The following is a 22,655-nucleotide window of genomic DNA, read 5'->3' as shown; positions in this document are numbered from 1 at the left end:
CTGGTGATCTCACTGACAGAGCTGCCACAGGCACTCGATAGCCTCGTCACGGCTGCAACCGAGGCGATGACTGTCGACCCCAAGCAGTTCTGGGGGATTCCGCTTGCGCTCGTTGGAGCGGCATTGCTCGCGTTTGGCGCGCAGTACCAGTCGCGCGGGCTGAACAAGGTCGAGCGACTCACTGGTCAGAGCGCGCACGCCGGGCTGTCGGTCAGGCACATGCTCAAGCTGCTGAAACGGCCCTCGTGGGTTGTGGGCACACTGCTGCTTGGCCTCGCCGTCGTGTTCCAGATCGGCTCGCTGTCGCTGTCTCCAATCACCATCGTGCAGCCGATCGGCGTTGTTGGCCTCATCATCACCTCGGTGTTGAACTCGCGCATCTCGGGCGTAAGGCTCGGTAAACGCGTGACCGCGTCGATCGCGCTCGCGGTGGTGAGCATCGCGGTGTTCGTCTTCGTTGCGGCGACGAACGTTGCTGACCAGGTTGTCACCGATTCAAAACTCATCGCGATCCTCATCACGTTTGGTGCCGTGCTTGTCGCCGCCCTCGTCATGTTTGTGCTCTACCGCCACCGCGGCGTTGCGCTTATCTACATCGTGGGCGCTGGTGTGCTCTACGGCTTCGTCGCGACGTTCGCAAAGGTCGTCATCTCGCGCCTGCAACAGGGCGACTTCGAGTGGCTCACGTGGACGTGCGTGGCGGCGCTGGCCGCGGGTGGCTTGCTCGGCATGCTGTTCGTGCAGAACGCATACTCGTCAGGCCCGCCCGACCTCGTCGTAGCAGGCCTCACGGTCATCGACCCGATGGTGGCGGTGCTCATCGGCATCCTCATCCTGGGGGAGGCGGCCGACGCCCCACTCTGGGTGGCAATCGCGTTCGCCGTGACCGGTGCGACGGCGATGATCGGAGTGATTGGCATTTCGCGGTTCCACCCGCAATCCGGCCAGTCCGTGCTTGAGCACACGGGCAAGCTGCCAGTGGTCACTCCAGACGAAAACGAGTAGGCGCGCTACGGCGCTCGCTCGCGCGGTCGCTCGCGCGGTCGCTCGCGCGGTCGCTCGCGCGGTCGCTCGCGCGGTCGCTGCGGTGCCGGGCTTGCTTGCGTCGGGCCGTTGGTGCGCACCAACCCCCCCCAAATAATCTGGAGCGCCTCAAATTTTGGGGGAATCTGGGGTGCAATCGATAATTTGAGTGGGAGCGGCGGCTCTCGGTGCGAGAGGTGTCTGGCGACGAGCCGACTGGCGCGGGGCTGTCTGATGGAGGCCTGCGGGTGCGGGGGCCTGCGGGTGCGGGGGCCCGCGGGTGAGGAGTCTCCCAACTCCCAAACACCCCAAATAATCTGGTGCGCTTCAGGTGGTTTCAGGTTGCTAGTGCAACACCCTGAACCTTGAACGGAACCAACATGGGTGTACGCCATCCCTGGGAAACCCGACTCGCGGTCTACGCGTTGATCACCCGCGGACACACGATGCAACACGCGGCCCAAACACTCGCTCTCAGCCGGGAAAATGTGAAGAGCTGGGCAAAAATTGCAGGCATGACTCTCACCCCAGGGCGTCCACGTATCCATCCCGAGCCTGACACCCTTGACCAGGACACCCGCACGCCCGGATCCTCCTACCATCGCCTCACGCTCCCGGATCGGGCCTTTATCCAGGCCGCGCGAAGCATGCAGCCGCCACTGTCACTGCGGAGCATCGCGAAAGAACTCGCGGTCGCTCCGTCGACTGTGTCTCGCGAACTCCAGCGGGCATCGATCATGGACGGGCGGCACGGCAGACAATACAGCGCGGACGTCGCGCACTTCCACGCAAAAGCGAGAAGACCCCGTCCGAGACCACACAAGCTCGATCACACCCGCCTTCGCGCGGAAGTCGTGGCACGATTAAACGAGAAACACTCACCCCGGCAAGTCTCCAAGCGCTTGCTGGTTGACTTCCCGGACTGTCAGGAAATGCGTGTGTCCCACGAGACGATCTATCAGGCACTCTACGTGCAGGGCAAGGGAGCGCTCCGGCATGAGTTGACTGTTGAGAAAGCAGTCCGGTCTGGCAGGACGACCCGGAAGCCCCGGTCGAAGCTTCCGCCGCGTCCGCAACGCTCGTGGCTTGCAGGGGCGAGGCTGAGTGACCGGCCAGCAGCCGTTGAGGATCGGGCTGTGCCTGGGCATTGGGAAGGAGACCTGGTAGTGGGGCCGCAGAACTCCGGGATCGTGACGCTCGTGGAGCGGAGCACCCGGTATGGGCTGGTGGGTCGACTTCCGGGGCGGCGTGACTCTGAGACCGTGATCGAGGTGTTACAGGCCATGATCTCGGGGCTGCCGCAGGCGTTCCGAGAGACGATCACGTGGGATCAGGGTGCGGAGATGGCGCAGCACGTGAAGTTCAGTGTCGCGACGGGGTGCCGAGTGTTGTTCTGTGACCCGCACTCGCCCTGGCAGCGTGGCAGTAACGAGAACTACAACGGGCTCGTGCGTGATTTCTATCCCAAGGGAACGAACTTCAACACGGTCACGGATGGAGAGTTGGCGGACATGCAGCGCATGTTGAATGATCGGCCACGGGAAACGTTGGGGTGGGCGACGCCTCGTGAGAAACTGAACGAACTATTGGCTGGTGTTGCACTAACTCCCTGAAACCGCCTCAAACTCTGAGGGAATATGAGGCGCAGTCGAGAAATTGGGTGCGAGCGGTGCCTGGGGTGGACGCGGGCGGTGAGCGGCGGAGAGTAGCGGAGAGCGCCCATGTGTTCGGGGCGGAAGTGGGCGGACTGGCGACGCCGTTGTCATCAGCCCTGCCCGCAACTTTAGCTCGCCTGCGCCGCCCACAGGTCAAACGTGACACATCTGTGATGGCAGCAGTCTTGGAGGGCAACTACCCGCGGAATGCCCGACCCTGTGTCACGACGGTGGCACTGGGATGGGCGCGCGGCCAGCACCTGCGCCGGTAACAGCAGATACCCAGCAGTGGCGGGAGCACAGCTGCAGGGAAGTAGGGCGTGCGGGGCTTGAACCCGCGACCGACGGATTATGAGGCCGTCGTGAACGCCATACGCCCGCGTTGCAATCGCCGCTAGCCCTCGCAGCGCTTGCCATCCGCCGCCATTCCCTGACCGGGGATGAGCGCCGATTCTCGCCAGGCACCGACCACCTGCCGACCGGCTCTCGGGCATGAAAAGGGACCGCCGCCCGACCAAGAACGGCGGCCCCTCTACCGGGAGAAATCATGGACAATCTCGACCCGGGCGTGGCCAGCGCTCTCAGTGTATATCTGGCCGCTGACGATACCCAGACCGATTATGGGCGCGGCACGAGAGCCGCGCGTGCGGAGCGTAAGCGCGGCGGCAGTGCCGCCGCGAGCGAAGCGAGCGAGGACGCCGGAACGGCGGCCCTTGATAGTACTCTGAGTTACTGTTGGGGGCAGAGTCTGGAGGGCGAGAAGGACGCTGATTCTCCCGACAGTGTTGGCGAGCGGCGTGCGATTCGTTGGGGCGCGCGTGCGCTACTTTGGCAGGCTTCGACGTTGCGTCCGGTCAGGCAGTGCGGTCGCGTTTTGAGGGATGATCCTGGTGCTCCGTCCACCGGCGCAGGGGTGAAGCGCCGCGACTTGGCGAACGGCGCTGTAGCCGGATACTCGGGTGTGACGCTCTGCGGCTCTGTGTGGTCTTGCCCTCGATGCTCCGCGGTAATTGCCCAGCGCCGCGCGGAAGAGATTTCGCGCGCAGTCGCGACTTGTCATCGTCTCGGTGGCCGTGTCTATCTGATGACGCTGACCGTTCGGCACACTCGGAAGGACTCGCTTGACGACCTCTTCGATGCGCTGCAGGAGGGCTGGCGTTCGGGGCTTGGCGGCGTTGCTTGGTCTGGTCGAAAGGAGCGGGTGCGGAGTCGGAAAGGTCGTGAGTGGGTTGAGCCTGCGGTGCTCGGGGATGCAGAGCGGTTCGGTGTAGCGGGCCGGGTTAGGGCGACCGAGGCGACTGTCTCTCTCCCTGGCTCCGGAGGCCACGGCTGGCACGTCCACTTTCACGCGCTTCTCTTCGTCACGGGCAGCCTCGGCAACGGTTTGCGCGAGGATCTTGACTCGTACCTGAACGGGCTCCTCAAGACGAACTCGCGGTGGGACCGCAACGGCCTCGGGGAGTTGGTATTCGGCGCGCAGGTCTTTGGGCGGTATCGCAGGGCGGTTGAGAAGGCAGGATTCCGTGCCGATCCAGAGGGCTTCGACTTGCGGGAGGTGCATGACGGCGGGTCCGAGTTCGTCGGTTCTTACCTCTCGAAGGCGACTTACGATGTCGCTGCGAGGATCGGTTTCGAGGTCGCAAGCGGTGCGCACACGAAGGGCGCTCGTACAGAGCGCAATGTCACTCCATTTGAGGTCCTAGCGCGGTGCGCCGACGATCTGCATGCACGGCGGTTCGGGATTCGCACGCCTCGTCGTTGGGAAATCATCGACATGGAGGATGGAAGGCTGAGCCTGGTCGATCTCGATACCGGTTCGATCGAGGCGATCACTTCGCCTGGCCTGTGGGCACTCTGGCATGAATGGGAACGCTCTTCGCGAGGGCGACACCAAATCCACTGGTCGCTACAAGTGAAGGGCTCTTCCTCTAGAGCCGATCACTGGAACGCGGTTCTCGCTGCTCGCGGAGAGAGTGAAGACGATGAAACAGTTGCTCAAGTTGAGCTTCGAGGTGAACCGCTGGGTGAGATCCCACGCGATGCTTGGTACGGTCGTCTTGTGTGGCGTCCGAGTTGGCTAGTGGGAGCGCTTGAAGCGGCCGAGCGCGGCGGGACTGATGCACTTGAGAGTTACCTCAGTTCTCGGGGGGTTGGGTTTACACCGGTGCTGCAAGAGAATTAGAACATGCTCGCAACGCACTCCACCAGCAGCCCTGAAACGGACGGAACCCGCCAAGTACTGAAAACCTCAAATACAGCCCAAACCGAGGGTTCCAATGCGGAGCTCTGTGAGGAGCACGATCATGCCGAGTGCGTGAGGTTCAGCCCTGAACGCATTGCAGAGCTGATGAACGACCAACACGCAATTACCATGTTGGAACTTGCGGACCGGTGAACCTCAAATCGCAAAGGTCCTACTTGGGTCTTTTCGGCCAATATCGAACGGGCGCTTGACCACTCAGCTCGATCCAGTGGTTTTCGTACGCTTTTCGTTGGTCAGGAGTAGCCTCTCCCAGGACAAAGACAGTCTTTCGCCTGGTTGGATCAATCGCTGCGTCTTCAATATTCCAGACTCCTACGACGAGCGGCCCAACCAACGCCACTAGCGCACTGCTGATCCGCGCAGCGGGGTTCTTCACGCGCCAATATTGGCGCGCAGCATCGCGCTTCTTCTCCTCGTCCCATGACTCATGCCAGCCCATCCAACGACCATCTGGTTCTTCGGACGGGACCCCAAGGCGAACAAGTACCGCGTCGGGAAGAGCATCCGTGACGGTCAGGTTCGCCCGCTGAGCTGACGACAGCCGCTTTACGTCCTGAGCTTTGTAGATTACGGCAGTCCCCACCTCACCTATCGAACGCAGCACACCTGTGGCACTCCAGCGCGTCACTTGGTCTCCCGACACGCCGAGGTCTTGAGCAATTTTTGTGCCGGTCCAGAGATCCATAGTTTCACCATAACACCAGGGACTTGCCCCCAATAAACAGGAACCGGCGGTAACGATTAGCGCCGGCAAGCGCACTTGCTTATTGACTTGCTTCGACTCCTCACGTAGCGTTTATCACGGGCAAGCGATGCCTCTAAATGATGCATTCCCTGTTCGGCAGCCGCCGATCAACGGCAACTTTGCGTAACCAAAAGGAGTACCTTCATGAAAATTTCAAGAATTCGAAACGGGCGGAAGATCGTTGTTGACGAGGTCGATGCCTCCGTCTCCAGGGATCAGTTGGATGCCCTCGTAGCCACCGCACTCGCCTGGGAAGCTCAGGCACTCGGTGGCGGAGGTGCTGCATTGTCGCACACCGAGCCAACCAAGCGCGGCGGGACTTTGACTCTGGTTCAGGACGCCGCCGGGGTAGTTAGCATCAGCCTCTACCGCAAGGACGAGGCAGACGTGGCGGCCAGCGAAGTTATCAACCGCCAGATGCTCCTGCGCCATGTATCACCCCGTCTCAAGGAAGTTCTCCTCAACGCATAGAACCATTGGGCGGGCGGGATGGTCCCGGCCCGCCTAGCCCTTATCCGACTCATCCCAAGCACCCAAGAATTACAACAGGAAGGCCGAATCATGGCACTACGAGAGATCACTTTTTTTGCTCCCGCAAGCGACGTGACTTTTATGGGCGGAGGTGAAGGTCGACCCGTAACCGACTTTGACTCGGGGACGCCCGTCCTGCGCAACGGGCGTCCCCTTCGTCGCTTTGCCGGCGTCACGGCGATGTACAAGGGAACTGTCCTTGAGAACCTGACGGTCGAGTCCACGACGGAGGCTACCGATCTCGGCTCGGGCGGGCTGCTCGCAGCGCAAGGACAGACCGTGGAGATCACTCCACGCGGCGACGCGAAGGCCGGGTTCAACGGCGGAGCGCCGCGAGCCTCCCTTGCTGGGAAGGTTTTTACAGAAGGCTTCACTCCCGTCGGGTCGATCAGCGATCTGCTCGCACAGGCCGCGCGTCGCACCGGAAAGGCAGAGTGATCTCCGCTAGCCGCTGCTCGCAAGCATAAGGACGAGAGAGGGCGGCTGGACCCCGCCCTCTCCTGCCCCTCCCCAAGAACCATCAAAGAAAGGAGCACTTCAATCATGCTCGAAATTCTCATCGCGGCCTACCTCGCGAACATCATTCCGGGTCTGCCCTCTCCAGTTGACACCCCGTGGAAGAGCCCCGCTCTGCCAGTCGTCATCCCTGTAGAGGCCAACGCCACTGCGCTCTGTGAGGTCCGCGCAGTCGGAGTTGCGGACGCCCTAGGGGCAGCGTCACATGGCAATTGGGACGCACTCGAACAAGCCGGAATCGAATACAACCCAGTTGATCTGGACGGCGACGCCTGCCGGATTGGGATAACGGATGACGTCCACCGGGTTGGCTTGGTCGACGGGATCGAAAAGATTACCGGCGTTGGCCCCACACGCTTTGCGGTCATCTGGAAGGCCAATTCATGAACGCGAATGGCAAGAGCGCTATCGGCGCCGTCATGGGCCTTCTTCCGTGGATCCCGCTTTCGGGCCTCATCATCATTGCGCCGTTGTTGACGATCTTCAACCTTCGGGGCTTCTCTGTCGTAGCGGCTTTTGTCAGCATCATTTGGATAGTCATCTGGGTCATTCGTAGCGCCCGTCGGTGGCTAAGAATGATGAGACTCGCGGTCGCTGGAACTCCGGCGGTTCTGCTTCCGGCTGGTGCCGTAATGCTCGATGCTTGGCCAGTTCTAGTTGATGTTTGCGGGTGGGTGCCTCGGACGGCGCTTGGCCAGAAGCCACCCCTTGCTTTGAAGCTATGGGGGCTCGTCTCGGGCAACACCACCGACCTCGGGCCGCGAATTTTGCGCATCGAGAATGCTCCCGCTGGGCCGGTTGCGATTGTCGGACTGACTCCGCGCATCACGGCAGAACACATCGCCGCTCACTCTGAGCGCATCGCGGATATGTGGGGCGCTCAGGCTGTGGAGGTTACGCGAACCAGGCCGAACGAGGTCGCGATTTTAGCGCGTGTTCGCGATCCGCTGGAAGGGACGACTACGGGCTTTATCGGTGCGCCTCCGGCCCCGCCCACGGTAACCGCTGCGGACTTCCTCCCATCGAATGATGATGGCCAGGGTCTCTGATGAAGGACACATTCGGGTACTTCGTGACTCAGATCAGTGCTCATCGCGCGGCACAGATTTATGGGTGGATGGGCGAGGATGCGGCAGCCGTAAATCGTGAGCACCATGTAAGGCAAGATGACGGTTCGATTTTTCTGACGGTCCGTTTCGCGGGTGGTGGTGTTCGTGTCGGTTCGGAGGCTCATCCCGCCGTTGAGGGTTCTATGCTGGTCGCGCTTTACCTTCCTGGCCAGAATCCGCTTCCGTTGTTTCCTCCTGAGGCGGCAGCGCTGGGACAGGCACTGATCGACATGGCTGCGGAGCTCACCCCACCTGGAGAAGGCGCAATCGAGATGGAAGACCTGCCTGATGCGATCCGTGCCGTACAGCGTTTGGAGAGGTCTCGGGATGATTGAGTTCGGAGTAGACGAGAACGGCGCGCGAGTCTCCTTCCATCCGGCGAAACTAAGTTCGGTGCTCGCCGGCCGGACCCGGAGTGGGAAGAGTGTGACCGCGTATCGCATTTTGGCGGAATGCGCAGAAGTGTCGTGGGTCCGTCTCGTCGGCTGTGATCCAACCGGAATCTTGCTCGGACCAGCAGCCTCGGGGAAACCTGACGACTTCGCGCTCGGCACCTCACCGCAAGCTCTAGAACACGCGGTGGCGGTTCTGCGGAACGTCGAGGGTCTGATGGATGAGCGCATCTCCAAGCTCATGGAACTCGGGATCGTTCAGATTCCGGCTCACGTCTATACCGATCCCCGAGTCGGTGCTGTGCTCGTCGTTCTCGAGGAATATGCGGGTCTGCTGGCGGCAGCGGATAAGAAGGCGGGTGAGGAAGTTCGTCGGATCGTCGGGCGGCTGCTGCGTGAAGGAAGTAAGGCAGCGGTGCACGTCATGACCATTTTGCAGCGCCCCGAGGCTGCGGTGCTTCATGACCGCGCCCAGTACGCGAGGGCGATCGTTATGGCGGTCGAAAATGCGGACAGCGTGAAGATGTTGCTCCCGATGGCTGCACCGGAGGAAGTGGAACGTCTCGTCGCTTCGAAGCCGGGACGCGGGTATCTGATGGAGGCAGGGGAGCCCCTGAAGTACTTCCGCGCTGATTATGTGACCTACGAGACGTATGCCGCAATCGTGCGTGAAGCCTCCGCGCGCAAGCAGCCCGTCTTTCCAAGGCAAGGGTCCGACGAGTCCGACCCGCGGCAGCCCATAGAGGGGGTGAGTAGCTAATGGCAACAGCAACGAAGCGCCCGGTGCCCGCTCCGGTTCTGCTGAACGAAACCGAGTCCGCGAAGTACCTGACCGTCAGCGTCGGCTCCCTTCGGGCTTGGCGAGGTCAGGGCAGCGGCCCGCGATTCCTCAAGGTTGGAGTGCAGGTGCGATACCGCCCAACCGACCTGGACGACTACCTTGACGGCTCGGTAGTCGAACCCACTGAATGAACGAGTGAAGTGCCTCGCCTCTTGTGGCGGGGCACTTCTGTTAGGAAGAGATGATCGACAAGAGACCGAACGGAACCTACAGGGTCCGCCTCTACTATCGCCGCCGCTATGTTGGCAGCAAGACGTTTACTCGCAGACGTGACGCTGAAGCCTGGGAGCGTGATTCAAAGGCCGCTCTTGCCGCTGGCCGCTGGGTTGATCCGTCGACCAGCGAAGCGGTGACCGTTGCGGAGTGGGCCGAACTCTGGCTCGCGACTCTCGAAGGCGGAAAGCCGTCCTCTGTGGCTGACCGTCGCGCGAAGTTCCGGCTCTATGTCGAGCCAGCATTCGGGCGTCGGCCAATTGGAATGTTGAAGCACTCCGAGGTTGCGGCATGGGCGCGTGACATCGCGATTCGGTTGTCACCTTCGACGGCTCGGCGTGCGCTTGCTGTGCTTCGGCGCACTATCGAGCTTGCGATCCGTGACGGCGCTGCGAACACGAACCCAACCCTGGGTATTCGCCTTCCTGCCCAGCAAGCCGGGGAGCCTCGACCTCTTACGCACACGGAGGTTCTACGACTCGCAGAGCAGATGCCGACGCAAAAGGACCGGCTTCTCGTGCTGGTCGCTTGCTATGGCGGTCCTCGCTGGGGTGAGCTGACTGCGCTGCGGGTATCGGACCTCACGGCGACGGGCGCACTTCGGTTGGTGAATGCGTGGTCTGAGACGGGCGGAGTGATGCACCTCGGCGATCTGAAGACGCACCAGGCGCGGACGGTTCCGTTGCCCGCCTCGGTCGTCGCTGATCTACTAGACTGGGCCGCAGATCTACCGCGAGATGCCTTCCTCTTTCACGCTTCACAGCCGCACATTCCCTTGAGAAACAACAACTATCGGCTCCGCGTTCTGAATCCTGCACTCGAACGGGCCGGATTGAACGGGATCACTCCGCACAACTTCCGCGATACGTGCGCTTCACTAGCGATCCAGGCCGGAGCCACTGTCCCCGCCGTTGCAGCGCTACTTGGTCACCGTGATCCCAGCGTCACCCTCAAACACTATGCGAGTCTGTTCCCAACCGACCTTGACGCCGTGGCGAATCGACTGGATCAGGCACTCACGGCAGCGCAACAGTTCGAAGCGAAGAGAGCCGATTCGAGCTAGACCACCGACCACACACCGACCAAGCCGAAGCCGACGATGCAGAACGACGCCTCAGAATCGAAGCGGCGCAAGGAGTAGGGCGTGCGGGGCTTGAACCCGCGACCGACGGATTATGAGTCCGGTGCTCTAACCGACTGAGCTAACGCCCCTCGCGATACCGCTCTAGCTTAGTGGAAAACGGCCACTGGCGCGGGCGGTACTCGTGTCGCGCAACATCTCCCCCTCAATCATCTGATGAATTGTGCTACGCTTCCCGAGTAAGGCGAGCCTTACCTAGAACAGATGATGTTTGCGTCGTATGTGAACTCTGCGCTGTAGATAAACTCTCCGCCCGGGAAGGCTGCCCCTCATGATCGCGACCCTGCTCATCGGACTGCGTGAGGGCCTCGAAGCCGCGCTCGTCGTTGGCGTGCTGCTCGCCTATGTCGGCAAACTCGGAAGACCGGATGCGGCCCGCAAGATTTGGCTGGGTGTCGCCGCGGCGATCCTGCTCTCGCTTGGACTTGGCGCGCTTCTCACCTATGGCGCCTACGGGTTGTCGTTCACCGCGCAGGAAGCGATTGGCGGCTCGCTCTCGATCCTTGCCGTTGCGATGGTCACCTGGATGGTGTTCTGGATGCTCAAGATGTCGAGAGGCATCAGCGGTGAGTTGCGGGGTCAGGTCGACCGCGCCCTCGTTGGCAGCGGCTGGGGCGTGGCGGCGATCGGCTTCATCTCGGTCGCGCGCGAGGGCATCGAGACCGCGCTTTTCATTTGGGCGACGACCAGAGCGAGCGGAACAGCGCCGCTCGTCGGGTTCCTGACGGCGATCTCAGGGATCCTGATCGCAGTCGCGATCGGGTGGGCGCTCTACCGGGGCCTCCTCAGGGTGAACCTCACGGTGTTCTTCCGCTGGACGGGGGTTCTGCTGATCATCTTCGCGGCGGGGGTACTCGCCTACGGCATCCACGATCTGCAGGAAGCAGGATTCCTTCCCGGGCCGTTCATCGCCGCCCCGGAGGGAGCCGGGCCGATCGCCACGGCCTGGTTCGGGGAAGCGGGCTGGGCATTCAGGATCCCGCACATCGTCGCGCCCGACGGCGTGCTCGCCGTGCTCCTCAAGGGCACCCTCGGGTTCTCGCCGGAAATGACCAAGCTCGAGGTGCTCGCATGGGCGAGCTACCTCATCATCACTCTGCCGCTGTTCCTCGTACGCTCGTACGGCGCGCAGCGTGCCTCGCGAAAGGAACGCAAATGACTCACCAGAAACTCAAGGGGTCGGCGACGCTTGCCGCCATTGGCGCCGCAACGCTGCTGCTCGCTGGCTGCGTCCCGAACGCCGCGCCGAGCGCGCAGTCGATCGCGGTGAGCGCGGTGGATGACGGGTGCGAGGTTGCCGAGACAGCGGGCACCAGCGGCACCATCACGTTTACGGTGCAGAACGACGGCACGAAGGTGAACGAGTTCTATCTGCTCGGCAGCAACAAGCTCACGATCGTCGGCGAGGTCGAGAACATCGCTCCTGGAACGAGCCGTGACCTCACTGTGCAGGTCGGGCCTGGCGAGTACTTCACCGCGTGCAAGCCCGGCATGATTGGCGCCGGAGTTGGGCAGTCTCCCTTCACCGTCACGGGCGACGAGGTCGCGACAACTCCCGAGGAAGACGCGGTCGTCGCGCAGTACATTGCCTACGTGAAGACCCAGACCGAGGAGCTCGTGCCCCAGGTCGAAGCCTTCGTTGACGCGTACAAGGCCGGGAACGATGATGAGGCGCGCGCCCTCTTCCCGATCGCGCGGATCAACTACGAGCGCATCGAGCCGACCGCCGAACAGTTCGGTGACCTCGACCCGAAGATCGACTACCGCAAGCCGGGAGCGATTGAAGAGGGGCTGCCGTTCACCGGCTTCCACCGGATCGAGCAGGATCTCTGGCTTGACCGCGCCATCGAAAACTACTCGCAGCCCGAGAAGAACCACTACCCGAAGGATGACCTCGTCGCGCTGACGCCGGACGAGCGCGCCGAGATCGGGGACCAGCTCGTCGCCGACATCTCCGAGCTCAACGAGAAGGTTAAGAGCCCTGACTTCTCGCTGACGCTCGCCGATATCACGGAGGGCGCGAAGGGCCTGCTCGACGAGGTGGCGGCCCCCGACGGCAAGCTCCCGGGCGAAGAGAACGAGTTCGCGCACACAGACCTGTACGACTTCACGGCAAACGTCGAGGGCGCGCAGGTCGCGTTCGACACCGTTCGCGAGCTGCTCGTCGCGAACGGGGGCGAAGACCTGGCGAAGGATCTGGATACCCGCTTCGCCGACATGCTTGCGACGCTCGCCACCTACGGATCCTATGACGCGGGCTTCGTGTCGTACGACACCGTCGACACGACGAAGCGAAACGAACTCGCTGCGAAGCTGAGTGCGCTGAGCGAGCCGATGTCGCGCCTCACCGCGGGCGTCGTAGAAAGCTAGCGCTGTGGGCGGCGAAACCCCGGGTACCTCCCGCAGGCAGCTTCTCGGCCTCGTCGGGGCCGGCGCGATCGGCCTCGCTGCGGGAGGCGTCGGGGGCGCGGTCGCGACCGCCGCTGCGCGCCCCGACGCGCACGCGACGGGGCGCCCGGGGGCGGGTGCCGTGCCCTTCCGGGGGACGCACCAGGCGGGTATCGTCACGCCAGCGCAGGATCGGCTGCACTTCGCGGCCTTCTCCATGAACCCCGGCGCGACCAGGAGCGACCTCGTCGCGCTGCTCAAGGATTGGACCGCCGCCGCCGAAAGACTCACCCGGGGTGAGGAGGTCGGCGACGGGATGGAACCCGACAACGCCCTGCTTCCCCCGGACGACACCGGCGAAGCCACCGGACTTGGGCCGGGCAACCTCACGATCACGTTCGGCTTCGGCAGGAGCCTGTTCGTCGGGCGCCAGGGCGGCGATCAGCAGGGCGGCGAGCAACCCTCGCCGGATCCCGATCCCTTTGGCCTTCGCTCACGTCTGCCGCGCGAGTTCGAGCCACTCCCATCGTTCGCGTTCGACCTGCTCGACGACACCCAGAGTGGCGGGGACCTCTGCGTGCAGGCCTGCGCCGACGACCCACAGATCGCTGTCCACGCGATTCGCAACCTGTCGCGCATCGCAGCGGGGCGAGCGCACCTCGCCTGGAGTCAGCTCGGCTTCGGGCGCACCGCGTCGACGTCGCGCGCGCAGGACACGCCACGCAACCTGTTCGGGTTCAAAGACGGCACCGCGAATGTCATGGCTGAGGACACGGCCGGCCTCGCCGAGCACATTTGGGTCGGAGACGAAGCCCCGGCCTGGCTGCGCGGTGGCAGCTACCTCGTCGCGCGGAAGATTCAAATGACGATCGAAACGTGGGATCGCTCATCACTTGGCGAGCAGGAGCGCATCTTCGGCCGCACGAAGCGAGAGGGCGCGCCGCTTACGGGCCATGGGGAGTTCGACGCCCCCGACTTCGCCGCCGCCCTGCCTGGCTCGGGGGAGCCTGTCATCGACGTCGCGGCGCACGTTCGGCTCGCGCACCCGGCGCAGAACAGGGGGCGCCGGATGCTGAGGCGCGGCTACAACTACGTTGACGGCTCAAACGGGCTCGGGCAGCTCGGGGCGGGGCTCTTCTTTATCTCGTTCCAACGCTCGCCCGACACGTTCGTGCGCGTGCAGCGCTCGCTGCAGCCCGATCTCTTGAACGAGTACATCCGCCATATTGGCTCCGGCCTGTGGGCGGTGCCCGGCGGCATCGGCCCGGGGGAGTATGTCGGGCAGGCGCTGTTTGAGTAAGCGTTCTCCGCACACACGTGACCGCCCCGAGACTCATGAGTCCCGGGGCGGTCGCGTTGGTTGTCGTTGAGCTACGCGTCGTACGAGCGGATCGCAACGACAGCGTTGTGACCGCCGAAGCCGAACGAATTCGAGATCGCGAGCTGCGGCCCGTCGGCGAGCGGCTGCGGCTCGCTCGACACCTGGAGCGGGATCTCGGGATCCTGATCGACGAGGTTGATCGTCGGAGGAGCGACGCGGTGGTGCACCGCGAGCACCGAGAACAGCGCCTCGAGCGCGCCGGTGCCGCCGAGCAGGTGGCCGGTCGCCGCCTTGGTCGCCGAGACCGGGATCTCGCGGGCGCGGTCCCCGAACACGCCGAGCAGCGCAGTGTACTCGTTGATGTCGCCGACCGGCGTCGAGGTTGCGTGCGCATTGATGTGCGTGACGTCCTCGGGGTGCGCGCCAGCCTGCGAGAGCGCGAGCTTCATCGCGCGGATCGCGCCGTGACCCTCGGGGTCGTTCGCCGTGATGTGGTACGAATCGGCGGTCACGCCGCCGCCAGCGATCTCGGCGTAGATCTTCGCGCCACGAGCGAGCGCGTGCTCCTCGGTCTCAAGCACGAGCGCCGCGGCGCCCTCGCCCATGACAAACCCGTCGCGGTCGGTGTTGTACGGGCGCGACGCGGTCTCGGGCGAATCATTGCGGCGGGAAAGGGCCTGCATCGACGAGAATGACGCGAGCGTTACGGGGTGGATCGCTGCCTCGGAGCCGCCGGCGATCACAATGTCGGCGAGGCCGAGCTGCAGGTGCTCGTAGGCGTTGGCGATCGATTCGGTGCTCGACGCGCACGCGGAGGCAACGGTGCGGGCGAATGCGCGCGCGGTGAAGTGCATGGAGATCGCGGCCGAGGGCGCGTTCGGCATGAGCATGGGCACGGTGAGGGGCATCACGCGACGCGGGCCCTTCTCACGGAGCGTATCCCACGCGTCAAGCAGCGACCAGATACCGCCGATGCCGGTGGCCCAGTCGACGCCGAGGCGCTCGGACGGGATCTCGGGTGAGCCGGCGTCGGCAAAGGCTTCTTTCGCCGCGACGAGCGCGAACTGGCTGGAGGGATCGAGGCGCTTCGCGACCGGGCGGTCGAGCACCTCCGTGGGCTGCACGCGGGCCTGCCCCGCGAACGAAACGGGAAGGTCGTACTTCTCAACCCAGTCGGCTTCGATAGTGCGAACGCCGGACTCGCCTGCGAGGAGCGCCTCCCAGCTATCGCTCGCGGTACCGCCAAGTGGCGAACTAGCACCGATACCGGTGACGACGATCTTCTTGCTCATGTGTTGCGCTCTCCGCGTGGCTCTGGGGGAGTAGCCCTTGTGGGGCAGTTCTCCCGAAAGTCTGTGTGTTGAAGCGAGCGGCTGGGATGGGACGACCGGTGTTGGTCGTCGCGCATCCCCGCCGCGAAAGCTTCGCTTAGGCCTGAGCCTTGACGATGAAGTCGACTGCGTCGCCAACGGTCTTGAGGTTCTTGACCTCTTCGTCCGGGATCTTCACGTCGAACTTCTCTTCTGCGTTCACGACGATGGTCATCATCGAGATCGAATCGATGTCGAGGTCGTCGGTGAACGACTTGTCGAGGGCGACAACGTCGGCCGCAATACCGGTCTCATCGTTGACGAGCTCGGCGAGACCTGCGAGGACCTCTTCGTTGCTGAATGCCATTGGATTCTCCTTATTAGATAGGGGTTTGTAGTAAACCTCGTGCAGTAGTTTCTCGCAACTTCGCGCGCGAAGTCGACAGGGCGCGCGGTGCGCCCCCGAGCGAAAGACTACGGAAGTTCGATGATTTGCGCACCGTAGACGAGCCCGGCGCCGAAACCGATCGTGAGCGCCAGCCCACCTGAGAGCTCGGGGCGTTCGGCGAGTAGCGCGTGCATCGCGAGCGGGATCGAAGCGGCGGAGGTGTTGCCCTGCATCTCGATGTCGCGAGCGATCGCGACCGTCTCGGGCAGCTTCAGCTGCTTCGCGAGCTCGTCGATGATGCGCATGTTCGCCTGGTGAGGGATGAACGCCGCAAGATCCGAGGGCTCGATACCCGAGGCCTCGAGGGTCTGGCGCGCGACCTTTGCCATCTCCCAGACGGCCCAGCGGAAGACGGTCTGGCCGTCCTGGCGCAGTGTGGGCCAGGCGACGACGCCGGGAGCCTCGCGGTACTCCTCGAAGGTCGATGTCATGCTGATCGTGTCCCACTTCTCGCCGTCGGAACCCCACACGGTGGGGCCGATGCCGGTGTGGTCGCTCGGGCCGACGACGACGGCGCCCGCGCCGTCACCGAGCAGGAACGAGATCGAGCGGTCGGTCGGGTCCACGACGTCAGAGAGCTTCTCCGCGCCGATGACGAGCACGTTCTTGCAGACGCCCGAGCGGACGAGCGCGTCGGCCTGGCCGACGCCGTAGACGTAACCGGCGCAGGCGGCCGAGATATCGAAGGCGGCGGCCGGGGTAAGGCCGAGCCGGTGCGCCGCGAGCGCGGCCATCGAGGGCGTCACCGCGACGTTCGAGATCGTCGAGATGATGACGCCGTCGATGTCTGCGAGCTCGAGGCCCGACTTCTCGATTGCCTCCTGACCCGCCTCAACGGCGAGGTCGACGGCGTTCAGGCCCTTCCTGGCGCGGCGGCGCTGGACGATGCCGGTGCGCTGCCTGATCCACTCGTCTGACGAGTCGATCGGGCCGACGAGGTCGTCGTTCGGGACGTCGAGGTCGCCGCGGGAAGCGCCGACCGAGAGCACGCGGGTGTGAGCGGGGCCCGTGGGCTGTACAAGGGTTGCCACGATTCGATCCTTTCGATCAGGCTGCGTCAGTGAGAAGCTGCACCGCAGCCTCAAGGTCAGCCGGGGTCTTGACTGCGACGGCGGGGATGCCCTTCAGGCCGCGCTTCGCGATGCCGGTGAGCGCGCCGGCCGGGGTAAGTTCAATGAGGCCGGTGATGCCCGCCGCCTGGAACGAGTCCATGCACGCGTCCCAGCGCACCGGGTTCGCGATCTGCGAGACGAGTGAATCCCGGAACGAGGTGCCCTCGGTTACGAGGCCGCCGTCGGCGTTGCTCCACAGCTTGTGCGTCGGGTTTGATACCTCGGTCGTAGCTGCCGTCTCGGCGAGCACGGGAACGGCCGAAGCCATGTAGCTCGTGTGGAATGCGCCGGCGACCTGGAGCTGGATCACGCGTGCGCCGCGCGGAGCATTCTCGCCCAGGCTTGCGAGCCCGGCAAGGGAGCCCGCGGCCACGATCTGACCGCCGCCGTTCCGGTTCGCCGGAGTGAGCCCCGCGGCCTCGATTGCGGCGAGCACGTCGGCCTCAACGCCGCCAACGACGGCCGACATGCCGGTCTGCTCGGCAGCCGCGGCCTCCGCCATCGCGCGCCCACGAACGCCGACGAGGCGCATCGCGTCGGTCTCGCTCATGACCTGAGCGGCCGCGGCGGCGGCGAACTCGCCGACGGAGTGGCCAGCGACGCCCACCTGCGAGAGGTCAGCGCGCGCTGCGAGCGCACGCCAAGACAGGATCGAGGCGGCGACGATGAGCGGCTGCGCGATCTCGGTCGCGCGGATCGTGTCTGCGTCGCTCTCGGTACCGTGGCGAAGCAGGTCGACTCCGGAGGCCTCTGAAGCGGCTTCGAGGAAGGCGCGGGAATCCGCGTCCTCGATCCAGTCGGAGAGGAAACCGGGGGTTTGAGAGCCCTGACCCGGGCAGGCGATAACAATCACGTCAATTAGTTTCTCAGATGCGAGGCGAACTGGCTGCATATACTCGACGATAAATTCGAAGATTCGTTGTAGAAATGCGCCAGGCTTGGAGGGTTTCTCCGGCGAACGAGCCTTACGAGCCGCGCTTTGTCGGGCGACGCCCGCCCTGCTGCGCGATGGATCCGGCGATGAGCGCCGACTGCAGGATGAGTGACTCCCGGGCCCCCGTCGCGTTCCAGCCGATGACCTCTGAGACCTTCTTGAGCCGGTAGCGCACGGTGTTCGGGTGCACGAACAGCTCACGCGCCGTCGCCTCAAGCGAGCGGCCGTTGTCGAGGTAGCACCACAGCGTCTCCATGAGCTCTGCCGAGTGCGCGAGGAGCGGTTCGTAGATCTGCTCAATGAGGGTCCGGCGAGCCAGGCCGTCGCCCGCGAGCGCGCGCTCGGGGAGCAGGTCGTCCGCGGGGACGGGGCGGGGTGCGTGCCGCCAGGCGCGCGCAACCGCGACGCCGGCGAGCGCAGCCCGCGCGCTTCGAGAAGCTTCGATGAGGTTGTCGACGGTCGGCCCGAGCACGAGCGGCCCGTCGGCAAACCCGTCGGCGAGGCGTCCGGCGATCTCGAGGAACGTGCGCTGCGGCTCCTCGGGAGCCACGCCGGGCTCGGCCGGTTGCGGCGGAGCCATGCGGCCCAGCACGAGCACGAGCCGGGTGCCCTGCAGCCCGATGAGCACGTCGGCACCGGCGTGACGCGCTGTCCTGCGCATCTGATCGACATCGACGGAGCGCTCAGCGCTGCCGACGAGCACCGCCGCCTCGCCATCGCCGTGCCAGCCGAGTGCCGCGATCCTGCTCGGGAGCTCGTCGTCAGATTCGCCCGTGAGGATCGAATCGACGACGAGCGCTTCGAGGCGCGCGTCCCAGAGCCCGCGGGCCTCGGCCTGCCGCGCATACACGTCCGCTGCCGCGAATGCGACGTCACGTGAGTAGTGCAGGATCGCCTCGCGGAGCGAGTCGCTGCGTGGCGCGACCCGCTCCTCGACGACGGTCACCACGACCCGAATGAGCTGCAGGGTCTCCTGCAGACTGATCGAGCGCAGCAGTTCGCGCGGGGCTGAGCTAAAGACGTCCGAGGCGATCCACGGAGTCGAGCCCGGGTTCTCGTACCACTGAATGAACGAGCTGATACCGGTCTGCGCGACCAAACCAACCGCCGATCGGCGGCTCGGGGGCATGCTCCCGTACCAGGGGAGCGTGTCCTCGAGCCGCGTGACCGTCAGCGTTGCCAGCTCGCCCGAGATCGTGCGAAGCCAGGCGAGTTCCTGAGCCTTGTTTGGAGTCATCCCCGCGCCCGGTTAGGCGTCTCCGCCAGCGCCGCCGGTCGTGCCGGCGTTCACGTCAGAGAGCCTGTACTTCTCAGCAGCGGCGACGGGAACGCTCGCGTCGATCTTGCCCTCGAGCGCGAGGCGCTGGAGTACCTTTACGACGAGCGACTCGCGGTCGATCTTGAAGAACCGGCGCGCGGCCGCGCGGGTGTCGGAGAAGCCGAACCCGTTCGCGCCGAGCACCGAGTAGTCGCCGGGAACGTAGGGGCGGATCTGCTCGGGGACCTCCTGAGTCCAGTCGCTGACAGCCACCTTCGGGCCCTCAGCCGCCGAGAGCTTCTCGGTGAGGTACGCGGTGCGCTGCTCGCCGCCGAAGTTCTCGAAGTTGTGCTGATCGGCCGCGAGGCCGTCGCGCTGGAGCTCGCCCCAGCTGGTGACGCTCCACACGTCGGCGGCGACGTCCCAGTCGGTCGCGAGCAGCTCCTGGGCCTCAATGGCCCACGGCACTGCGACGCCAGAGGCGAGGATCTGAGCCTTGTGCGTGCCAGCGGTCGCCGCGCTCACGCGGTGGATGCCGCGGACGATGCCGTCGACGTCAACATTCGCGGGCTCGGCGGGGTGGATGATTGGCTCGTTGTACACGGTGAGGTAGTACATGACGTTCGGATCCTCGTGCTTGCCGCCGTACATCCGCTCGATACCGGCGCGCATGATGTGGCCGATCTCGTAGCCGTACGCCGGGTCGTACGAGACGACCGCTGGGTTCGTCTGCGCGAGCAGCAGCGAGTGCCCGTCGGCGTGCTGCAGGCCCTCACCCGTGAGGGTAGTGCGGCCCGCGGTCGCGCCGATCATGAAGCCGCGCGCCATCTGGTCGCCCGCAGCCCAGATGGCGTCGCCCGTGCGCTGGAAGCCGAACATCGAGTAGAAGATGTAGATCGGGATCAGCGGTTCACCGTGCGTCGCATACGACGTACCGACGTTCGTGAACGCGGCGGCGGCGCCAGCCTCGTTGATGCCGACGTGGATGAGCACGCCCTGCGGGCTCTCCTTGTACGCGAGCAGCAGTTCGCGGTCGACCGAGGTGTAGTTCTGGCCGTGCGGGTTGTAGATCTTCGACGTCGGGAAGTACGAGTCCATGCCGAAGGTGCGCGCCTCGTCAGGGATGATCGGCACGAAGCGGCCACCCATGTTCTTGTCGCGCATGAGGTCCTTCAGCAGGCGCACGAAGACCATCGTGGTCGCGGCCTCCTGCGTGCCCGAGCCCTTCGCGGCGATCGCGTAGCTCTTGTCCTCGGGCACAGCGAGGTCGACGTGCGTCGTGCGGCGCTCGGGGAGGTAACCGCCGAGTTCGCGGCGGCGCTCGTGCATGTACTGGATCGTCGGGTCGCTCTCGCCCGGGTGGTAGTACGGCGGGAGGTACGGGTTCTCCTCGAGCTGCGCATCCGAGATGGGGATGTGCATCGTGTCGCGGAAGAGCTTCAGGTCCTCGAGCGTCATCTTCTTCATCTGGTGGGTCGCGTTGCGGCCCTCGAAGTGCGGCCCGAGGCCGTAGCCCTTGATCGTCTTCGCGAGGATGACGGTCGGACGGCCCTTGTGCGCCATCGCTGCCTGGTACGCGGCGTAGACCTTGCGGTAGTCGTGGCCGCCGCGGCGCAGGCCCCAGATCTGGTCGTCAGTGTAATCCTTGACCAGGTCGAGCGCGCGCTCGTCGCGGCCGAAGAAGTGCTCGCGCACGAACAGGCCGCTCTCTGCCTTGTACGTCTGGAAGTCACCGTCGGGCGTCGTGTTCATGAGGTTCAAGAGCGCGCCGCTTGAATCGCGGGCGAGGAGGTCATCCCACTCGCGGCCCCAGACGACCTTGATGACGTTCCAGCCCGCGCCGCGGAAGTAGCTCTCGAGCTCCTGGATGATCTTGCCGTTGCCGCGGACGGGGCCGTCGAGGCGCTGCAGGTTGCAGTTCACGACGAAGGTGAGGTTATCGAGGCCCTCGTTCGCTGCGACCTGCAGCTGACCGCGGCTCTCAACCTCGTCCATCTCGCCGTCGCCGAGGAAGGCCCATACGTGCTGGTCGCTTGTGTCCTTGATGCCGCGGTTGTGCAGGTACTTGTTGACCTGCGCCTGGTAGATCGCGTTGATCGGGCCGAGACCCATCGAGACCGTCGGGAACTGCCAGAACTCGGGTGCGAGGCGCGGGTGCGGGTAGCTCGGGAGGGCGTTCGGGGCGTGTGACTTCTCCTGACGGAAGCCGTCGAGCTGGTCTGCGCTCAGGCGGCCCTCAAGGAATGCGCGGGCGTAGATGCCGGGGGAGGCGTGCCCCTGCACGAAGATCTGGTCGCCGCCACCCGGGTGATCCTGGCCGCGGAAAAAGTGGTTGAAGCCGACCTCGTACAGCGAAGCTGCCGAGCCGTACGTCGAGATGTGGCCGCCGACGCCAATGCCCGGCCGCTGCGCGCGGTGCACGGTCATCGCCGCGTTCCAGCGAATCCACGAGCGGTACTGGCGCTCGGTGTCGTGGTCGCCCGGGAAGCTCGGCTCGTTCTCCGACGCGATCGTGTTCACGTAGTCGGTCGTCGGAACCATCGGCACGCTCAGGTGCAGTTCGCGCGAACGCTCGAGCAGGCTCGTCATGATCTCGCGGCCTCGGCCGGGACCGTGCGTCTCAACGACGCCATCAAGCGACTCGCGCCATTCGGCGGTCTCGGCGGGATCCATGTCTTCGTGATCCTGCGAGTAGGGATCTTGTGTATTCACAGCCACGGAAAGTGCTCCATTCGCCACCACGCGCAAAACCATGGGCATGTGGGTTCAGCCCCGTTGAGCACGCAACTCATAAAACGCCCCGCAAGGTTAGCGGGCACCCTCCAGACTAGCGAACATCCACGAGCAAACGCGGAATCCAAGGGGTGTCTGTGTCATTCTCGAACAATATTTCTTGTGCGTCGCCACTAGTCTGGGGAGTGGAGGATCCGCTACGCGGTATCCACAGGCTCGAAAGGAAGTTCACGATGGTTCTAGCGGTAGGCGAAGTCGCCCCCGATTTCACGCTCTCCGACCAGCACGGGGAAGAGCTGACGCTCAGCGAGCTCGTCGCCGAGGGCCCTGTCGCCCTCGTCTTCTTCCCGCTCGCGTTCTCCGGCATCTGCACCGGCGAGCTCTGCGAGCTGCGCGACAACCTCCAGATCTTCGAGGACAGCAAGGTACGCCTCGTTGGCATCTCGGTCGACTCGGTGTTCGCGCTCAAGGCGTGGGCTGAGGTCGAGGGCTACGAGTTCTCGATCCTGTCTGACTTCTGGCCGCACGGCGCAGTTGCGAAGGAGTACGGCGTCTTCATCGAAGAGCGCGGCATCGCGACCCGCGCGACGCTCGTTATCGGCGAGGAGCGCAAGGTGCTTGCGTCGTTCGAGACCGCCCCTGGCGAGGCTCGCGACTTTGGTGCGTACCGCGAGGCAATCGCTGCGATCGCGTAGGCGCCGCTTTAACTGACTGAGCGGTCC

22 protein-coding genes and 1 tRNA gene are annotated in these 22,655 nt (G+C 64.5%); 15 read left to right on the top strand and 8 right to left on the bottom strand.

Annotation, left to right across the window (positions count from 1 at the left end):
* Positions 1 to 3 precede the first annotated feature (3 nt).
* The 3 genes from FB468_RS03215 to FB468_RS03195 all read left to right on the top strand — a co-directional run bounded on the left by FB468_RS03215 (position 4) and on the right by FB468_RS03195 (position 4,860).
* Positions 4 to 1,005 carry a DMT family transporter gene (locus tag FB468_RS03215; RefSeq protein ID WP_246055720.1) on the top strand — a complete coding sequence of 334 codons (1,002 nt, stop codon included), beginning with the start codon at positions 4 to 6 and terminating at the stop codon, positions 1,003 to 1,005.
* A 398-nt stretch (positions 1,006 to 1,403) separates the two neighbouring features.
* On the top strand, positions 1,404 to 2,636 hold the full coding sequence (locus FB468_RS03205; protein ID WP_342777257.1) for an IS30 family transposase: 1,233 nt from the start codon (positions 1,404 to 1,406) through the stop codon (positions 2,634 to 2,636).
* A gap of 589 nt (positions 2,637 to 3,225) precedes the next feature.
* Complete coding sequence (locus tag FB468_RS03195; protein WP_211359069.1) at positions 3,226 to 4,860, top strand: hypothetical protein; 1,635 nt, start codon at positions 3,226 to 3,228, stop codon at positions 4,858 to 4,860.
* Positions 4,861 to 5,092: 232 nt separating this feature from the next.
* Here the strand turns inward: FB468_RS03195 and FB468_RS03190 are convergent, their stop codons facing one another.
* Entirely contained in the window at positions 5,093 to 5,626 is a 534-nt protein-coding gene (locus tag FB468_RS03190; RefSeq protein WP_141886063.1) for a hypothetical protein, read from the bottom strand.
* Between the two features lie 204 nt (positions 5,627 to 5,830).
* On the opposite strand from FB468_RS03190, the gene FB468_RS03185 reads away from it, so the two are divergent.
* The 8 genes from FB468_RS03185 (at position 5,831) to FB468_RS03150 (ending at position 10,351) form a co-directional block, all read left to right on the top strand.
* A complete protein-coding gene (locus FB468_RS03185; protein ID WP_141886062.1) occupies positions 5,831 to 6,157 on the top strand; it encodes a hypothetical protein in 327 nt (108 codons plus the stop codon).
* A gap of 90 nt (positions 6,158 to 6,247) precedes the next feature.
* A complete protein-coding gene (locus tag FB468_RS03180; protein ID WP_141886061.1) occupies positions 6,248 to 6,655 on the top strand; it encodes a hypothetical protein in 408 nt (135 codons plus the stop codon).
* A gap of 105 nt (positions 6,656 to 6,760) precedes the next feature.
* Positions 6,761 to 7,120, top strand: coding sequence for a hypothetical protein (locus FB468_RS03175; protein ID WP_141886060.1), 360 nt, complete (start codon positions 6,761 to 6,763; stop codon positions 7,118 to 7,120).
* A complete protein-coding gene (locus tag FB468_RS03170; RefSeq protein WP_141886059.1) occupies positions 7,117 to 7,782 on the top strand; it encodes a hypothetical protein in 666 nt (221 codons plus the stop codon). The genes FB468_RS03175 and FB468_RS03170 overlap by 4 nt, the downstream gene beginning before the upstream one ends.
* Positions 7,782 to 8,177 carry a hypothetical protein gene (locus FB468_RS03165; RefSeq protein WP_141886058.1) on the top strand — a complete coding sequence of 132 codons (396 nt, stop codon included), beginning with the start codon at positions 7,782 to 7,784 and terminating at the stop codon, positions 8,175 to 8,177. The genes FB468_RS03170 and FB468_RS03165 overlap by 1 nt, the downstream gene beginning before the upstream one ends.
* A 91-nt stretch (positions 8,178 to 8,268) precedes the next feature.
* Positions 8,269 to 8,994: a hypothetical protein gene (locus FB468_RS03160; protein WP_141886057.1), complete on the top strand. Its 726-nt coding sequence runs from the start codon at positions 8,269 to 8,271 to the stop codon at positions 8,992 to 8,994.
* A complete protein-coding gene (locus tag FB468_RS03155) occupies positions 8,994 to 9,206 on the top strand; it encodes a helix-turn-helix domain-containing protein (RefSeq protein WP_141886056.1) in 213 nt (70 codons plus the stop codon). The genes FB468_RS03160 and FB468_RS03155 overlap by 1 nt, the downstream gene beginning before the upstream one ends.
* 50 nt (positions 9,207 to 9,256) lie before the next feature.
* On the top strand, positions 9,257 to 10,351 hold the full coding sequence (locus FB468_RS03150) for a tyrosine-type recombinase/integrase (RefSeq protein ID WP_141886055.1): 1,095 nt from the start codon (positions 9,257 to 9,259) through the stop codon (positions 10,349 to 10,351).
* 75 nt (positions 10,352 to 10,426) lie between these two features.
* On the opposite strand, the gene FB468_RS03145 is transcribed toward FB468_RS03150, so the two are convergent.
* Positions 10,427 to 10,500 (bottom strand) — tRNA-Ile (locus FB468_RS03145).
* A gap of 200 nt (positions 10,501 to 10,700) precedes the next feature.
* Here FB468_RS03145 and efeU point away from each other — a divergent pair.
* The 3 genes from efeU to efeB are packed head-to-tail and all read left to right on the top strand — an operon-like array spanning position 10,701 to position 14,117.
* On the top strand, positions 10,701 to 11,588 hold the full coding sequence (gene efeU / locus FB468_RS03140; RefSeq protein WP_141886054.1) for an iron uptake transporter permease EfeU: 888 nt from the start codon (positions 10,701 to 10,703) through the stop codon (positions 11,586 to 11,588).
* On the top strand, positions 11,585 to 12,799 hold the full coding sequence (gene efeO, locus FB468_RS03135; RefSeq protein WP_141886053.1) for an iron uptake system protein EfeO: 1,215 nt from the start codon (positions 11,585 to 11,587) through the stop codon (positions 12,797 to 12,799). The genes efeU and efeO overlap by 4 nt, the downstream gene beginning before the upstream one ends.
* Before the next feature lie 4 nt (positions 12,800 to 12,803).
* The gene (efeB, locus tag FB468_RS03130; protein WP_141886052.1) at positions 12,804 to 14,117 is read left to right on the top strand and encodes an iron uptake transporter deferrochelatase/peroxidase subunit; all 1,314 of its coding nucleotides are present in this window, start codon (positions 12,804 to 12,806) and stop codon (positions 14,115 to 14,117) included.
* A 71-nt stretch (positions 14,118 to 14,188) separates the two neighbouring features.
* On the opposite strand, the gene FB468_RS03125 is transcribed toward efeB, so the two are convergent.
* The 6 genes from FB468_RS03125 to aceE form a co-directional block, all read right to left on the bottom strand.
* Positions 14,189 to 15,430: a beta-ketoacyl-[acyl-carrier-protein] synthase family protein gene (locus FB468_RS03125; protein WP_141886051.1), complete on the bottom strand. Its 1,242-nt coding sequence runs from the start codon at positions 15,428 to 15,430 to the stop codon at positions 14,189 to 14,191.
* Positions 15,431 to 15,566: 136 nt separating this feature from the next.
* Entirely contained in the window at positions 15,567 to 15,815 is a 249-nt protein-coding gene (locus FB468_RS03120; protein WP_010157098.1) for an acyl carrier protein, read from the bottom strand.
* A 107-nt stretch (positions 15,816 to 15,922) separates the two neighbouring features.
* Complete coding sequence (locus FB468_RS03115; RefSeq protein ID WP_141888093.1) at positions 15,923 to 16,930, bottom strand: beta-ketoacyl-ACP synthase III; 1,008 nt, start codon at positions 16,928 to 16,930, stop codon at positions 15,923 to 15,925.
* 13 nt (positions 16,931 to 16,943) lie between these two features.
* Positions 16,944 to 17,861 (bottom strand): ACP S-malonyltransferase, encoded by a 918-nt coding sequence (locus FB468_RS03110; protein WP_141886050.1) that lies wholly within the window; start codon positions 17,859 to 17,861, stop codon positions 16,944 to 16,946.
* A gap of 112 nt (positions 17,862 to 17,973) precedes the next feature.
* Positions 17,974 to 19,179, bottom strand: coding sequence for a PucR family transcriptional regulator (locus FB468_RS03105; protein ID WP_141886049.1), 1,206 nt, complete (start codon positions 19,177 to 19,179; stop codon positions 17,974 to 17,976).
* Between the two features lie 12 nt (positions 19,180 to 19,191).
* Positions 19,192 to 21,918: a pyruvate dehydrogenase (acetyl-transferring), homodimeric type gene (gene aceE, locus FB468_RS03100; protein ID WP_141886048.1), complete on the bottom strand. Its 2,727-nt coding sequence runs from the start codon at positions 21,916 to 21,918 to the stop codon at positions 19,192 to 19,194.
* Positions 21,919 to 22,166: 248 nt separating this feature from the next.
* Here aceE and FB468_RS03095 point away from each other — a divergent pair, with 248 nt between their 5' ends.
* Positions 22,167 to 22,628, top strand: coding sequence for a peroxiredoxin (locus FB468_RS03095; protein ID WP_141886047.1), 462 nt, complete (start codon positions 22,167 to 22,169; stop codon positions 22,626 to 22,628).
* Positions 22,629 to 22,655 lie beyond the last annotated feature (27 nt).

Source organism: Leucobacter komagatae, assembly GCF_006716085.1.
Lineage (GTDB): Bacteria > Actinomycetota > Actinomycetes > Actinomycetales > Microbacteriaceae > Leucobacter > Leucobacter komagatae.
Note: the sequence above shows the minus strand (reverse complement) of the source record. Positions and strands in the feature narration are given on the sequence as shown.